12 protein-coding genes are annotated in these 14,936 nt (G+C 60.4%); 10 read left to right on the top strand and 2 right to left on the bottom strand.

What is annotated here, in order from left to right:
* Positions 1 to 187 precede the first annotated feature (187 nt).
* Complete coding sequence (locus QO002_RS19065; protein ID WP_307232516.1) at positions 188 to 1,402, bottom strand: ROK family protein; 1,215 nt, start codon at positions 1,400 to 1,402, stop codon at positions 188 to 190.
* A gap of 236 nt (positions 1,403 to 1,638) precedes the next feature.
* Between QO002_RS19065 and QO002_RS19060 the strand changes: the two genes are divergently transcribed.
* From QO002_RS19060 to QO002_RS19015, 10 genes are all read left to right on the top strand, one after another.
* Positions 1,639 to 2,886 (top strand): extracellular solute-binding protein, encoded by a 1,248-nt coding sequence (locus tag QO002_RS19060; protein WP_307232514.1) that lies wholly within the window; start codon positions 1,639 to 1,641, stop codon positions 2,884 to 2,886.
* A gap of 77 nt (positions 2,887 to 2,963) precedes the next feature.
* Positions 2,964 to 3,848 carry a carbohydrate ABC transporter permease gene (locus QO002_RS19055; RefSeq protein WP_307233527.1) on the top strand — a complete coding sequence of 295 codons (885 nt, stop codon included), beginning with the start codon at positions 2,964 to 2,966 and terminating at the stop codon, positions 3,846 to 3,848.
* On the top strand, positions 3,845 to 4,711 hold the full coding sequence (locus QO002_RS19050; protein ID WP_307232512.1) for a carbohydrate ABC transporter permease: 867 nt from the start codon (positions 3,845 to 3,847) through the stop codon (positions 4,709 to 4,711). The genes QO002_RS19055 and QO002_RS19050 overlap by 4 nt, the downstream gene beginning before the upstream one ends.
* 2 nt (positions 4,712 to 4,713) lie before the next feature.
* On the top strand, positions 4,714 to 6,222 hold the full coding sequence (locus tag QO002_RS19045; protein ID WP_307232510.1) for an apiosidase-like domain-containing protein: 1,509 nt from the start codon (positions 4,714 to 4,716) through the stop codon (positions 6,220 to 6,222).
* Between the two features lie 9 nt (positions 6,223 to 6,231).
* On the top strand, positions 6,232 to 7,293 hold the full coding sequence (locus tag QO002_RS19040) for an ABC transporter ATP-binding protein (RefSeq protein ID WP_307232508.1): 1,062 nt from the start codon (positions 6,232 to 6,234) through the stop codon (positions 7,291 to 7,293).
* 259 nt (positions 7,294 to 7,552) lie between these two features.
* Positions 7,553 to 8,557, top strand: coding sequence for a sugar ABC transporter substrate-binding protein (locus QO002_RS19035; RefSeq protein ID WP_307232506.1), 1,005 nt, complete (start codon positions 7,553 to 7,555; stop codon positions 8,555 to 8,557).
* A 66-nt stretch (positions 8,558 to 8,623) separates the two neighbouring features.
* Positions 8,624 to 10,162 (top strand): sugar ABC transporter ATP-binding protein, encoded by a 1,539-nt coding sequence (locus QO002_RS19030; RefSeq protein WP_307232505.1) that lies wholly within the window; start codon positions 8,624 to 8,626, stop codon positions 10,160 to 10,162.
* On the top strand, positions 10,152 to 11,201 hold the full coding sequence (locus tag QO002_RS19025; protein ID WP_307232503.1) for an ABC transporter permease: 1,050 nt from the start codon (positions 10,152 to 10,154) through the stop codon (positions 11,199 to 11,201). Before QO002_RS19030 ends, QO002_RS19025 begins: the two co-directional genes overlap by 11 nt.
* Position 11,202: 1 nt before the next feature.
* Positions 11,203 to 12,207: an ABC transporter permease gene (locus tag QO002_RS19020; RefSeq protein ID WP_307232501.1), complete on the top strand. Its 1,005-nt coding sequence runs from the start codon at positions 11,203 to 11,205 to the stop codon at positions 12,205 to 12,207.
* A gap of 27 nt (positions 12,208 to 12,234) precedes the next feature.
* The gene (locus QO002_RS19015) at positions 12,235 to 13,449 is read left to right on the top strand and encodes an SfnB family sulfur acquisition oxidoreductase (protein WP_307232499.1); all 1,215 of its coding nucleotides are present in this window, start codon (positions 12,235 to 12,237) and stop codon (positions 13,447 to 13,449) included.
* A gap of 115 nt (positions 13,450 to 13,564) precedes the next feature.
* Here the strand turns inward: QO002_RS19015 and QO002_RS19010 are convergent, their stop codons facing one another.
* On the bottom strand, positions 13,565 to 14,776 hold the full coding sequence (locus QO002_RS19010; RefSeq protein ID WP_307232497.1) for an acyl-CoA dehydrogenase family protein: 1,212 nt from the start codon (positions 14,774 to 14,776) through the stop codon (positions 13,565 to 13,567).
* Positions 14,777 to 14,936 lie beyond the last annotated feature (160 nt).

The raw sequence follows: 14,936 nt of genomic DNA, 5'->3' as shown, positions 1-14,936 counted from the left end.
GCGAGACATGTGTCGCCGGTGGGAGGGGTGGCGCCACAGGTTTCCGGCCTGCATATCGATACACTCGAGGTGACGAACCGCAACGTCTGATCAGCTTGTAGAGACCAGTGATGATCTGGCCCGTGCGAGGCAATTGCCCGATCCCCGGCCGCGACGAGGGCATCGTCGGCGCCGGGGTCATCCGCTCTTATACGACCAGGCGCTTGATATTCGATGTTGGAGTATCACTGATCCGCCCATGCTGGTGCAGTACCAACGCCACCGCGCCCAGAACCGTATCGTCGTTGCCGAGGAACTTTCCGACGACGAAACGCGGTCTCGGCATGTCGGCGACCTGATCGGGTGGGGGAAGCGTGTGGCGCGCGAAGCTGCGCTCCAATGGTTCGGTAAAAGCCTTGCCGATCGTCGCGAGCTTGCCGACGATGATGAACAATGGTGGGTTGAGGATGCTGGCGGTGATGCCCATGCCCCAGCCGGCCTTTTCCGCCGCATCCTCGATCAACCGGCTGTAGCCAAGGCGACCTTCGCGGGTCCGCTCGATGAACTGGTCGATGGTCACCGGCTGGCCACCGAATTTTTCCGCATGCTGCATGAGATGATAGCCGCCTGTGAAGGTTTGCAGGCAGCCCCGGTTGCCACAACGGCAGAGGCTGCCGTTGGTATCGAGCACGATATGGCCAAACTCGGCGGCACTGCCGTTGAAACCGCGTTGCACGACGCCATCACGCACAATCGCGCCGCCGACGCCAAGGTCGAACTTGTAGAGAACGAAGTCCTTCTCGCCGATCGCCGCACCCCAGGTCATCTCGGCAAGCGCGCCGCAATGGCTTTCGTTCTCCGCATGCAGCGGACAGTCCAGATGTTTCGAGAAGATCGCGGCAAGATCGACGCCGCCCCAGGTCGGCAAGACATCGCCGTTGAGGACGCGCCCGTCATAGCTGAGCGGTGCAGAGATCGCGAGGCCGACACCTAGCAAGTCCTTGATCGCAAGGCCGAGCGATGCGCATTGCCGGGTCAGATTGTCCCTGATCTGCTCGGCGGCTTCCTCCGGCGTATAGTCGCGGCGCATCTCGAACCAGACGTCCGACAGCACGGTATGGGCAAGATCGCAGATGACGATGCGGATTTCGCCGAGGCCAAGCAGCACGCCGGCACAGCGGCCCGTTGCGGGATTGAGCGAGAGAAGTTGTGAGGGACGGCCGAAGCCGTTGCTCTTGGTGTCGAGATCGAGAACGATGCCCCCATCTTTCAATTCCGAAAGAAGTGTCGAGACCGTGGAGCGCGCGAGGCCTGTGGATTTTACCAGCTGTGTCGCCGTCGCCGCGCCGATCGCGGCAATCGCGCGGACGATCCTGCCGGCCGGCGCTTCCTGATCCCTGAAAAGCTCTTTTACATCTTGCATGCGTCTTTTCCCCTCCGCCGCAATTCTAGTTCAGACTCGCGACCGCAACGCAATATTTTTCGACATTGAAGTATGTTGCGATGCAAAACACCTCGTAATGCCTGTTTTGACCATAAATATAGGCGCAAAACCCATATTTTAAAATCATTTATTTCGATTATGAAAAAAGTGATTGACAAAGAAGTTGGTGCCCGCGATTTTCGGCGGCGGAGAGGACCGCTCTTAGGGAGGCTTTTATGAGAATGAAGAATACTCTTGCCACGACGCTTTCTGCGTTGGCGGTCGCCGCCGGGCTTGGCATGACTTCGGCTGCTGCCGAAGAATTGAAGATCTGGACCCTTTCTTTCGACAATGAGTCCGCCAACGTCGCGTGGCAGAAGATCATCAAGGAATTCCAGGCGGCAAACCCGGATATCACGATTTCGCTGGAGAACCGCTCGGTGGACGAGCACAAGGCCGCCCTGCGCGTGGCGGCACAGTCCAGCCAGGGGCCGGACATCTATTTCATTTGGGCGGGTCTTGGCCTCGGCGGCGAATTCGTCAATGCCGGCCTGTCGCAGCCGCTCGACAAATATTACGACGAATACGGCTGGGATAAGCGTCTGGTCGGAACGGCCGGCAGCTTCTCCAAGATCTATGAGGGCGGTCGCCACGGCGTTCCCTATACTTTCCACGGCGAAGGCATCTATTACAACAAGGCTCTGTTTGAAAAGGCCGGCATCACCCAGCTCCCGACAACCTATGACGAGCTGAAAGCGGATGCGGCCAAGCTGAAGGAAGCCGGCATTCCGGCCATGACGTTCGGCGGCACGGTCAACTGGCACCTGATGCGCCTGATGGACGTCATTCTTGAAGCCAAGTGCGGTGCCGAGCAGCATGATCAGCTGATGGCGATGAAGGTCGACTGGTCCACCGAGGCCTGCGCCACGGCGAGTTTCCAGGAGCTGAACGACTGGTCGCAGAACTACATTCTCTCGCCGTTCATGGGCATCGACAATTCGCAGAGCTTCAACCTGTTCCTGGCCGGTCGTGCCGCCATGATGCTCGAAGGTGACTGGCTGGTCAGCCAGCTGCGCAACGAGAACCGGCTTGCCGATTTCGATCTCTTCCCGTTCCCGACGGGCACCGATCGTCTCTACGGCTTCGCGGAGTATCTCTATGTCTCCTCGAAGAGCGGCAAGGCGGATGCGGCGGCGAAGTTCCTCGATTACATGCTCTCCGATAAGGTGCAGCAGGACAATCTCGGCGCTTTCGGCTCGATCTCGATCAACGCGAATGTGAAGTACGACAAGGTCGAGCCGCTTGATCAGAAGTGGATGGATATCTTCGCCAAGCACGACAAGATCTACATGAACGGCGATCAGGCTTTCCCGCTCGATGTGACCACGGAATATTTCCGCGTCATCAATGAAGTGGCGTCCGGCAACATCAAGCCGGAAGATGCCGGCAAGGCCATGCAGACCTTCATCGCCAACCGAGGCTAACCTCCCAAGGCGAGGCCCCGCGAGCAATGCTCCGGGGCCTCGCGCCGACCCGGTGAAATCCTATGTCCAAAATGCTGATGTCGCTGCGGCCGAGCATGCAGGGCTATATCCTGCTGGCTCCCGCCCTGATCGTCTATCTTCTCTTTGCCGTCTATCCGATGATAGACGTCATCAAGATGTCGTTCTCCTCCTGGAATGGCCTCAGTCCGCAGGCGAAGTTCGTCGGGCTCGCCAACTACCGGGCGATCATGACGCAGGATCCGGTGTTCTGGGGCGCGCTCTGGAACACGCTGATCTGGACAACGACGGCGGTCATCGTGCCGAACCTGATCGCCTTCGGCGTGGCGCTTGCGCTCAACCAGAACATTCCCGGTAAATCGGGATTGCGCATCATCTTCTATCTGCCGGTCATCATCGCCTCCATCGCCGTCGCAACCATCTGGAAGTGGATGTACGACCCGTTCTTCGGCCTCTTCAACGGGCTGCTGACCAGCTGGGGGCTGACCGGTTGGATCATGGACTGGCTGGGCGACAAGAGGATCGCGCTCTGGTCCGTGTTCGTTGCCCATGTCTGGCAGTCCGTCGGTTTTTCCATGGTGTTGTTTCTCGCCGGCCTGCAGAGCGTTTCCACGACGCTGATCGAGGCAGCCCGCATCGACGGGGCAGGGCGCTGGGGCGTGTTCCGCTATGTGACGCTGCCGGCGCTCGCGCCGACCATCACCGTTGTCTTCGTGCTGTCGCTCATTAATTCGCTGAAGGCCTTCGACATCGTCTACGGCATGACCGGCGGCGGGCCTGCGCAATCGACGCAGATGCTGGCGATGTGGGCCTATACCCAATCAATGCAGCTCGGGGTTTTCGGGCGCGGTGCCGCCGTGTCCGTGGTGCTGCTCCTGATCACGCTGGTTGTCGTGATCCCCTATATGCGCTGGATGTTCAAGCGGGAGGAGATGGGACGATGAAGATGTTTTCCCAGGCGTTCCGTCCTGTCGGCTCGAACAAGGTCGATCCGGTGCTCGTGGCCCTCTGGATCGCTTTCATCCTGCTCGCGATCATCTGGATCACGCCATTCATGTTCATCGTCTTCACATCGCTTAAGTCGAATTCGACGGTGATGGGCGCAAGCGCCTTCAGCCCGCCGACCGAGCTTGCCTTCGGCAATTTCGTCTCGGCGTGGAACCGCGGCAATTTCTCGACGACGGCCTTCAACGGCATCGTCATCACCGTCATCAAGGTGCCGCTCGGTTTGTTCGTATCGGCCATGGCAGGCTATGCGCTCGCCAAGGTGCCGATGCGGATGAACAAGGCGCTGTTTGCGCTCTTTGTGTTCGGCACCATGCTGCCCTTCCAGGTCATGCTGGCACCGATCTTCCGGCAGGTGAATGCCTTCGGCCTGATCAATACCTATCCGGGCATTATCCTGCCCTATCTGGCCTTCGGCATTCCGTATCAGGTCTTCATTCTCTATGGCTTCTTCTCCGCCGTGCCGAAGGAGCTGTCGGAAGCCGCCCGTATCGATGGCGCCTCGCACTTCACCATCTTCTGGCGGATCTTCCTGCCGGTGTCGCTGCCGGTTCTGTCGGCGCTGCTGATCCTCGATTTCGTGGCGACCTGGAATGAATTCGCCATGGCGCTGGTGATCCTGCAGGACCCGCGCATGTGGACCCTTCCGCTCGGGCTCATGAATTTCCAGAGCCAGTTCCAGAGCGATTACGGCCAGCTCAATGCGGCCATCATCATGACGGTGCTTCCCGCAGCCATCGTCTATCTCATGTTCCAGCGCTATTTCGTCTCCGGCCTGACGTCCGGGGCGGTCAAGGAATAATCATGACCCATCTGTACGATATTTTCGAAGCCCGCTTCAAAGGCCCGGCCAGTGGCAATCCCTATCTCGACGTGACGTTTCATGCGCACTTCAGCCAGGGCAACCGCAAGGTCCGCGTTACCGGCTTTCATGATGACGGTGAGGATTATGTCATCCGCTTCATGCCCGACACGGTCGGTGACTGGACCTTCACCACTTCGTCCTCCGTTGCGGAACTCGATGGCAAGTCTGGTTCGCTGACAGTCACGGCAGCGCGTGAAGGCGTGCACGGCGCTGTCCGCGTCCGCAACCGCTTCCACTTCGCCTATGACGACGGCACGCCTTACTACCCCTTCGGCACCACCTGCTACGCCTGGACCCACCAGCCGCTGGAGATGCAGGAGCGCACGCTCGCAAGCCTCGAGATGAGCGGTTTCAACAAGATCCGCATGGCAGTTTTCCCGAAGGATTATCCCTTCAATACCAATGAACCGCTGCAGCCGATCTTCCTGGAAAAGGAAGGCGGCGGCATCGATTTCGATCGCCCGAACCCGTCAGCCTTCGCGCATCTCGAAAAGCAGATCGCCCGTCTCGGAGAACTCGGCATCGAAGCGGATCTGATCCTCTTCCATCCCTATGACCGCTGGGGCTATGCCACCATGACGGAAGAGCAGAACCTGCGGTATGTGGAATATGCGGCAGCTCGCCTTTCCGCCTTCCGCAACATCTGGTGGGCGCTCGCCAACGAATACGATTTCCTGCTCGACACGATCCCGGTCCAGACCTGGGACCGCTTCTGCCATCTCCTGGAAGAAAACGATCCCGGCCAGCATCTACGGTCGATCCATAACGGCGACCAGAACATGAATTTCGACCACCGCAAGCCGTGGATCACCCATGTCTGCATCCAGAACTGGGATGTGAAACGCACGCCGGAATGGCGCGTCGCCTATGGGAAACCCGTGGTCAACGACGAGCCGGAATACGAAGGCAACATCTGGCCGAGCTGGGGCAATATCACGGCACAGGAACTCGTCCATCGTTTCTGGACGACCGTTCTGCGCGGCGGTTACGCCGGTCACGGCGAGACCTATGCGGACCCGGACGATCTGATCTGGTGGGCCAAGGGCGGTACGCTGCATGGCGAAAGCTGGAAGCGCATCAAGTTCCTGCTTAAGCTCTTGCAGCAAGACAGGCTCGAAGGGCTGGAGCCCATGGGTATGAACGACCAGTGGCCGTGGAGCCGCATTTCCGGCGCGCGCGATCTCGGCGGCAAGGTGGATTTCATCTATTTCGGCGAACACCAGCCGAACCAGTGGACGACCGGCCTTCCGACAGAAGACGGCAATTATGAAATCGACCTGATCGACACCTGGAACATGACGGTGACGCCGGCAAAGCGTATCACCGCCCACATTCCTCACCCACAGCGCCACGGCAACATCGTTCGCGGCGGCAAGGCGGAAGCGGCATTCGGCATCGAGCTTCCGGGCCGTCCAAACCTTGCGCTGCGCATCCGCAAACTCGACTGAGGTATTCCCATGGCAACCGTCGAAATCTCCAACCTGAAGAAGTCCTACGGCGCCGTGCCGGTCATGCATGGTGTGGACGTTCCCATCGCGGATGGCGAATTCGTCATCCTGGTCGGGCCTTCCGGCTGTGGCAAATCCACGCTTCTTCGGATGATCGCGGGGCTGGAGAGTGTAACCTCCGGCGAAATCAGCATCGACGGCCGGCGGGTCAACGAATTGGAGCCCAAGGACCGCGACATTGCCATGGTCTTCCAGAACTACGCGCTCTACCCCCAGATGACGGTGGCCCAGAATATGGGCTTCGCGTTGGAGCTTGCCGGTCGATCCAAGGTTGAGATCAAGGCGGAGGTGGACAAGGCCGCCGACATCCTCTCGCTGACGCAGCTCCTTGATCGCAAACCGGCGCAGCTCTCCGGCGGCCAGCGGCAACGCGTTGCCATGGGGCGCGCCATCGTGCGTCATCCCAAGGTCTTCCTGTTCGACGAGCCCTTGTCGAACCTCGATGCAAAACTCCGCGTCAAGATGCGAGCCGAGATCAAGGCGCTGCACCAGCGCCTGAAATCGACCATCGTCTACGTCACCCACGACCAGATCGAGGCCATGACCATGGCCGACAAGATCGTGGTCATGAATGGCGGCCGCGTCGAGCAGATAGGCTCGCCGCTGGAGCTTTACGACCATCCGAACAATCTGTTCGTCGCGACCTTCATGGGGAGCCCCGCGATGAACATCCTGCCGGCGAAAGTTACAGAAACCGGCATCACCGTTGCCGGTCTTGCGCAGCTTCCGGGCAAGCCGAATGCTGCAGTTGGAACGGAAATTTCCTATGGCATCCGTCCCGACGACATCGTCATCCGTGGCGAAGGGGCTGTTCCGGTCGAGGTTCAGGTTGTCGAGCCGACCGGTGCGGAAACCCATGTCACGGCCCGTCTTGCCGGTCAGGAAATCACCATCGTTTCCAAGGACCGACTGTTGATCAAACCGGGTGAAATGCTGATGGTAGGTCTCGCATCGCCACGCTCGCATGTCTTCGAAACGGCGAGCGGCAAGCGGATCTACAACGCTTCTTAACAAAGAAGCGCTCTGGAGTTTGTCAGGGAAAAGTGGAAGCGGGTCTTCCAGAAAAACAAACGAAAACAAAGGAATATAGAGGATGTCTGGTTCAATCTGAACCAGACATCCTCCAGGACCGATCGACATTGAATTCGGAGCGAGCGGTCCTCAGTCATAGCCGGATTTTCTGCGCGGCACTTCAGAATTGGAAAATCCTGCCTGTCTCCAGCTTTTGATCTAATAATATATAGATATTATGGACAATTTGGAGGCCGCCATGAGCAATGAATTCCCAGCTGGTGTGAACCGTCGTAATCTTTTGAAGCTGACTGCCGCCGCCGGTATGGTCGCCGGTGCGGGGATCCTGACGAGCCGCACCGCTTTTGCCGGGGAGGAGTTCTCTCTCAAGGGCAAGCGCATCGGCATCAGCACCGCCGGCACCGACCATTTCTTCGACCTGCAGGCCTATAATGCCCAGATCGAGGAAGTGAAGCGGTTGGGCGGCGAACCGATCGCTGTCGATGCCGGCCGCAATGACGGCAAGCTCGTTTCCCAGCTCCAGACGCTGATTGCCCAGAAGCCGGATGCGATCGTCCAGCTGCTCGGCACCGTCAGCGTCATCGATCCGTGGCTGAAGAAGGCGCGCGATGCGGGCATTCCGGTGCTGACCATCGATGTCGGCACGACGAATTCGATCAACAACTCGACCTCGGATAACTGGGCAATCGGCAAGGACCTGGCGCTCCAGCTCGTCTCCGATATCGGTGGCGAAGGCAATATCGTCGTCTTCAACGGCTTTTACGGCGTCACCCCCTGCGCGATCCGCTACGACCAGCTGGTCAACGTCATCAAGTATTTCCCGAAGGTGCAGATCATCCAGCCGGAATTGCGCGACGTCATTCCGAACACGGTGCAGGACGCCTTTACCCAGATCACCGCGATCCTCAACAAATATCCGGAAAAGGGATCGATCAAGGCGATCTGGTCGGCCTGGGACATCCCGCAGCTCGGCGCTACCCAGGCTTTGACCTCCGCCGGCCGCACCGAAATCAAGACCTACGGCGTCGATGGCAGCCCGGAAGTGCTGCAGCTCGTTGCCGACGCGAACTCGCCCGCTTCGGGCAACGTCGCCCAGCAGCCGGCAGAGCTTGGCCGCACGGCGATCCGCAATGTCGCCCGCCATCTCGCCGGCGGCACGCTGCCGCGCGAGAGCTATGTGCCAGCGCTGCTCGCCAACAAGGAGAATGTCGGCGAAATCTCCAAAAAGCTCGGCATCGGCTGATCCGCCACTCTCGGTGCGCCGCGGCCCTTGCGCCGCGGCTTTCCTCTTGGAAAGGGATAGATCGCAATGGCGTCGGTGAAGTGGCAGGAGACGGGTGACATCGTTCGCCTGAGCGGGATCGTCAAGACGTTCGGCGGTGCGCAGGCGCTGTCAGGCGCTTCGCTTGCGGTCAAGCGTGGCACGGTGCACGGTCTGGTCGGCCAGAACGGTGCCGGCAAGTCGACGCTGATCAAGCTTCTCGCCGGGCTGCACCGGCCGGATGGGGGCGAAATCGAAATCGATGGCGTTGTCTATGCGGGTTTAAGCCCACAGCAGGTGGAGCACCTCGGCATTCATTTCATCCATCAGGATCGGCTGCTGGTGCCGACCTTTACGGTCGGGGAAGCCCTGTTTCTGGGCCGCGAGCCGCGCATTGCCGGCACGCCCTTCCTCGAGCGGAAGCTGATGCGGCAGAAATCCGCTGAAATCCTGGATCGCTATTTTGGCCTGCGCCTGCCGAATTCGGCTCTCATCGGCGAGCTGACGGCGGCTGAAAAACAGATCGTGCAGATCACCCGCGCGCTGCTTGATGAGCCTAAGGTTCTGGTGTTCGACGAGCCGACCGCAGCGCTCGTGCGTCGGGAGGCCGAATTGCTTTTCGGCCTCATCCGCCGCCTGCGCGACGAGGGCATCACCATCCTCTACATTTCCCATTATCTCAGCGAGATCGTCGATCTCTGCGACACCGTGACGGTTCTGCGCAACGGCCGCGACGTGGCGACGCTGCCGGTCAAGCAAACGTCCGCAAGGGAAATCGGTTCGCTGATGGTCAACCGCGACATTGCCGAGCTTTATCCGAAGCCGCAGGTCAGTCTTGGCAAGACGTTTCTCCAGATCGAAGGCCTCGGCCTTGCCGATCGTTACGCCGATGTATCGCTAAGCCTGCGCCAGGGCGAAGTGCTTGGCCTCACGGGGCTCGTCGGCTCGGGAGCGAAGGAATTGCTGCGCACCCTCTTCGGGCTTGAAAGCGCAACGACGGGCACAGTGACGATCCATGGCGAAACGGTATTTTCTGCAAGTCCTGTTCAGGCAACGTCAAAGCGGCTGGCGCTGGTACCCGAGGATCGGCGGCGCGCCGGTGTGGCGCTCGATCTCTCCGTCACCGAAAACACCACGCTTGCAAGTCTCGATCGTTTTTCCCGCGCCGGTCTTCTCGACAGAGGTTCGGAAAAACAGCAGGCCCGTTATTTGATCGAGCGGCTGCAGATCAAGACCGATAGTGCCGACGCGCTGGTCCGCACATTGTCGGGCGGCAACCAGCAGAAGGTGGCGATTGCCAAATGGCTGAGCCGTCAATCCGAAATCTACCTGCTCGACGAGCCTTCCGTCGGTGTGGATATCGCGGCCAAGGTCGAGATCTACACGCTGATCGGCGAGCTTGCTGCGCGCGGCGTCGGCATCATCGTGCTGTCTTCCGATATCGATGAACTGCTGGGAATCACGGACCGTGTGCTCGTCTTCTTCCGCGGCCGGATTATCAGGGAGTTCATCTCAGCCGAAACCCGCCCCGACCAGGTTCTTGCCGAGGTGACGGGTGCCAATGAGACGCTTCGCCATGTCGGTTGATACCAGCTATCTGTCGCCCCCGCTCGACGGCTCCCTTCCGTCTGCAAGACGATCGGCGGATACACCCAAACCTGCGCTCAGCCGCAAGCTCGCCGTCGTTGCCCTGCGACAGGGTTCACTTGCCGTTTTCATCGGCGTGCTCGTCTATTTTTCCATTGCAGCGCCGTTTTTCCTGAGCGTCGGCAATATCGGCAATGTGCTCGGCCAGTCCGCCATTGCCGGCGTGCTGGCGATCGGGCTGACGGTGGTGATCATCGCCGGCGGGTCGAATGTCGTCACCGGCGGCATTGATCTGTCGCTCGCCGCCAATATGGGCTTGAGCGCCGCCGTCTATGCCTCGCTGGTTCAGGCGGGCCATGGCGATGTCGTTGCGGTCCTCGGCGCGCTCGGCACGGGGCTGCTGATCGGCGCCGTCAATGCGCTGGCGATCACGCTGGCCGGCATCGTTCCCCTGCTTGCGACGCTCGCTGTCATGAATGTTGTGGCCGGGCTGGAACTGGTGCTGACCCAGAATACGGTCGTGCCCGCATCGACCGAATTCCTGTCGACGCTCTCGGCTTCCGGTCCCTTCGGCATTCCGGTGCTCGCCTATGTTCTCCTGGGCTTCACGGCGCTTGCGACGGCTGTCGTGCAATATACGCCGCTCGGTCTCCGGCTCTATGCGGTTGGCGAGTTTCCGGAGGCGGCCCGTGCTGCCGGTCTGAGGGTGAAGGCCTTCATTGCAGGCGCATTCCTGGCCAGCGGTCTGTGTGGCGGCTTTGCCGGCATTCTTTCCGTCTCCTATCTGAGTGGCAGCACGACCGGGGCAGGCGACATGCTGCTGCCTGTTGTCGTCACCGCATTGCTCGGCTCCGTCTTTTCTCGCCGTCTGGTGCCGACCATCGGCGGAACGCTGCTTGCGACGCTGTTTGTCTCCTTCCTGATCAATGGCTTCCAGCTCCTCAACATCTCCAGCACGCTGGTCAGCGGCGTTCAGGGTCTGCTGATCCTGCTGGTGGTGTCGGCAACGACGCTTCTGCAACGCAAGGGGAGCCAGTGACATGCCGGCCCGGTCCTCATCAACAATTCTGGCTTCATTTCCCATTCTGGCCATTGTCAGCGGCCTTGTCCGCTATGCACTCGTGACCGCCTTCATCGTGGTCTTTGCAGTGTTTGCAGCCGTCGCGCCGGCCTTCCTCACCGGGTCGAACCTGCTCAGCGTGCTCGTCAACAATTTCGCCTTGCTCGCCATTGTCGCCATCGCCATGACCTTTGCGGTCTCGACGGGCGGCATCGATCTTTCGGTCGGCACAGCTATCGATTTTGCAAGCTTCGCTTTCGTTTCGCTGGTGCTGGCCGGCCAGCCGATCCCGCTTGCCATTCTCGGTGGTCTTGCCGGCGGCAGCCTCGTCGGCCTGTTCAATGCGCTGTTGATCTCGGGCATCGGCATCTCGCCGTTTCTTGCGACGCTTGGCACGCTGTTCGTCGGCCGCAGTGCCCAGCAACTGCTGACCAATGGCGGCAATCCCGTCTACCTGCCGCCATCGGGGGTTCCTGAAGCCTTCCGTTTCCTCGGCCATGGCGCCATTGCGGGCGTGCCGGTTCCGCTTGTCATCACCTTTGCGATCGTTGCTGTTGCCTGGATCATGCTGTCGAGCACCCGCTTCGGCCGGGTGATACTGGCAACCGGCATCCAGGCGAGTGTCGTGCGCTATTCCGGTCTCGCCTTGTCGCGTTATACGGCTGCGACCTATGTGCTGGTTTCCCTGATCGCCTCCGTCGCCGGGCTGGTCGTCACCTCGACGGTGACCGTCTACATCCCGTCGTCCGGCAATGCGTTCCTGCTGAATGCTATCGGCGCCACCTTCATCGGCACGACGCTTGATCCGAACGGACGTCCGAATATTCCGGGCACGGTGCTCGGCGTGCTGCTGCTCAGCATCGTTGCCAACGGTCTGCTGCTCTCCGGCCTGAACTTCTACTGGCAACAGGTTGCCACGGGTCTTCTGATCTTCACGGTTCTCGCTATCGGTTTTGCCAACCGCAAGGCCACTACAAGGGCGTGATGCACGAAACGCTTGAAAGGAAATGCCATGAGCCATGTCATCCAGCTCGCTGACCCTCAGGACGCTGTCCACCGGATAGCCAGCGAGGAAGAAGCACTTGCCGTTGCGCGCGATCTCGCCGAGGATTTTGCCGCGGGCGCAAGTCGGCGCGACCTTGAGCGCAGCCTTCCGCATGAAGAGCTCGACAGGCTTTCCGCTTCGGGCCTGCTCGCCATCACCGTCCCGTCCGAATATGGCGGGATCGATGTCTCGAATGCGGTGCTCGCCGAAGTGACCGCAATCCTCTCGGAAGCCGACAGCTCGATAGGTCAGATTCCGCAGAACCATTTCTACATCCTGGAAGCGCTGCGCCACGACGGCAGCGAGGAGCAGAAGCGTTTCTTTTTCGGCCGGGCGCTGGCGGGCGATCGCTTCGGCAATGCCCTGTCGGAGGTCGGTACCAAGACCGTGGGCACCTATAACACCCGTATCACGCCGGATGGCGTCGGCTATCGCATTAATGGCCGCAAATTCTATTCGACGGGCGTGCTCTTTGCCCATTGGGTGACTATCTTCGCCGTCGATGCCGACGATCGCCTGACCATGTCCTTCGTGCCGCGCGCCACGGCCGGGATCGAGATCGTCGATGACTGGGATGGTTTTGGCCAGCGCACGACCGGAAGCGGCACGACGATCCTCAACGACGTCTATGTGCCGTCCGATGCCGTAGTGCGCCATCACAAGGGGTTCGAGCGGCCGACGACGATAGGCTCGGTCGGCCAGATCATCCACGCCGCCATTGATCTCGGCATAGCGCGGGCAGCGCTGAAGGAAACCATCACCTTCGTGCGGGAGCGCGCGCGCCCCTGGACAGACAGCGGTGTCGAGCGCGCATCCGACGACCCGTTGACGATCTCGCGCATCGGCGAACTCGCAATCCGTATCGAGGCGGCGGAAGCGACACTGGAGAGGGCCGGGCGCCGGGTCGATCAGGCGCAGATCACGTTGAACGAGGAAAATGCCGTTGCCGCCACTCTTTCAGTCGCTGCGGCAAAGGTATTGACGACGGAACTCGCCATCGACGCGACCAATGTTCTGTTCGAATTGGCAGGGACGGCTTCCACCAAGCGCGGTCTCAATCTCGAGCGCTACTGGCGCAATGCCCGCACCCATACGCTGCACGATCCCGTGCGCTGGAAATACCACGTCGTCGGCAACTATCACCTGAACCGCGTCACGCCGCCGAAGAGTGGCGCGCTCTGATTTCAAAGCTCCTCTGAGTGGTGCAAACTGGCCGCAAATTTTTCGGGATTGCGGCCTTTTTTATGGGCCAAGAAAAATCCGCGGTGGCGAGCCGCGGATTGGTGCGAGGAAAAGCTCAGTTGTAAAGGCTTGGCTCCGGCACCCGGCCGTTGAGCGCGAAATCACCGACTTCGCGGGCCTTGTAGAACACGGGATCGTGCAGGGTGTGGGTGCGGACATTGCGCCAGTAACGATCGAAGCGATGGCTGGAAGCCGTTGCGCGCGCGCCCATCAGCTCGAAGACGCGGGAGGTGACATCGAGCGAAATATGGGTGGCATTGACCTTGGCCTCGTAGGCCTCGATCGCTGCTTCCCCGCGTTCGCGTTCGGTTACATTGCGGCCACGCGACAGGGCGGACTGCACAGCGTCCGCCGCAACATCCGCAAGCGCCGCGGATGCCTTGAGTGCCGCCCGGAACTCGCCGATGCGCTCAAGGATATACGGGTCCTCGCGGGCGGCATCGACGCCGGAGGTGAGCCAGGGGCGCGTGGTCGTGCGAACGTATTCCGTTGCAGCCGCAAGCGCGCCCTCGGCGGTGCCGAGATAGAAGTTGACGAAGACCAGCTGGATCAGCGGCGTGTTGAAGGTCGCCTGCACCGCCGGCGTCGCATCCTTATCCGCCAGTGGAAACAGGAAATCGCTCTCGTAGACCGGAAAATCCCTGAACTCGACGCTGCCGCTGTCGGAAAGCCGCTGGCCGATATTGTCCCAGTCATCATTGGCGATATAGCCGGGGCGGTCGGTCGGAAGGGTGACATTGGCGATCTGGTCGCCGAAGGCGGCATTGGCGTTGATGCGGTCCGAAACATGGGCACCGGTCGAGAAGGTCTTGCGGCCGTTGAGCAGGTAGTGATCGCCGCTCGTCGTCAGCGTCAGGCCCGGATCGCGCGGATTGACCGCGGCCCCCCAGTAGAGCGATTTCGCAACCGTTTCGACACCGAGGTCATGCGCCTTCTGTGCGTCTTGGGCGGCCCAATAGGGATACTGGCTGTTGACGTAGTGATAGCCGAGCAGCTGGCCGATCGAGCTTTCGCCGCGCGCCAGAATGCGCACCAGCCTGAGACCGTCGATCCAGTCGAGCCCGCCGCCGCCGATGTCGGTCGCATGCAGTGCATTGAGCAAGCCTTCCGCCTTCAACGTGGCAATCTCAGCGATCGGCGGCTTGCCTTCGGTATCCAGTTCAGCGCCGCGGCGGCCAAGATCCGCCGAGATTTCCTCTGCCTTGGCAAACAGCGCTTGCCGTTGATCCTGTTGTCCGCGCTCCTTGAGCAGTTGCAGTGCGGTCATCGAAGACTCCTGATGTTCATGTAAAAGGAAAAATTGACCTCTGCTATGCCAACTCGCTCACAAAACCGGCCTCGCCCTTCCGTCATGCTCGGCCTCGTGTCGAGCATGACGGAAGGGGGCTTTTTGACATGAGCAGCGACCTGACGAGGCAAGTCCTGTC

Origin of the sequence: Pararhizobium capsulatum DSM 1112 (assembly GCF_030814475.1) — a bacterium.
Lineage (GTDB): Bacteria > Pseudomonadota > Alphaproteobacteria > Rhizobiales > Rhizobiaceae > Pararhizobium > Pararhizobium capsulatum.
The sequence above is the reverse complement of the archived record's forward strand: the minus strand, read 5'-3'. Positions and strand labels throughout refer to the sequence as shown.

Excerpts from the sequence above, each read along its gene's own strand:
- QO002_RS19020 (WP_307232501.1), top strand. The coding sequence starts at position 11,203 with ATGCCGGCCCGGTCCTCATCAACAATTCTGGCTTCATTTCCCATTCTG.
- QO002_RS19030 (WP_307232505.1), top strand. The coding sequence starts at position 8,624 with ATGGCGTCGGTGAAGTGGCAGGAGACGGGTGACATCGTTCGCCTGAGC.
- QO002_RS19065 (WP_307232516.1), bottom strand. The coding sequence starts at position 1,402 with ATGCAAGATGTAAAAGAGCTTTTCAGGGATCAGGAAGCGCCGGCCGGC.
- QO002_RS19010 (WP_307232497.1), bottom strand. The coding sequence starts at position 14,776 with ATGACCGCACTGCAACTGCTCAAGGAGCGCGGACAACAGGATCAACGG.
- QO002_RS19035 (WP_307232506.1), top strand. The coding sequence starts at position 7,553 with ATGAGCAATGAATTCCCAGCTGGTGTGAACCGTCGTAATCTTTTGAAG.
- QO002_RS19060 (WP_307232514.1), top strand. The coding sequence starts at position 1,639 with ATGAGAATGAAGAATACTCTTGCCACGACGCTTTCTGCGTTGGCGGTC.
- QO002_RS19015 (WP_307232499.1), top strand. The coding sequence starts at position 12,235 with ATGAGCCATGTCATCCAGCTCGCTGACCCTCAGGACGCTGTCCACCGG.
- QO002_RS19055 (WP_307233527.1), top strand. The coding sequence starts at position 2,964 with ATGTCGCTGCGGCCGAGCATGCAGGGCTATATCCTGCTGGCTCCCGCC.
- QO002_RS19025 (WP_307232503.1), top strand. The coding sequence starts at position 10,152 with ATGTCGGTTGATACCAGCTATCTGTCGCCCCCGCTCGACGGCTCCCTT.
- QO002_RS19045 (WP_307232510.1), top strand. The coding sequence starts at position 4,714 with ATGACCCATCTGTACGATATTTTCGAAGCCCGCTTCAAAGGCCCGGCC.
- QO002_RS19040 (WP_307232508.1), top strand. The coding sequence starts at position 6,232 with ATGGCAACCGTCGAAATCTCCAACCTGAAGAAGTCCTACGGCGCCGTG.
- QO002_RS19050 (WP_307232512.1), top strand. The coding sequence starts at position 3,845 with ATGAAGATGTTTTCCCAGGCGTTCCGTCCTGTCGGCTCGAACAAGGTC.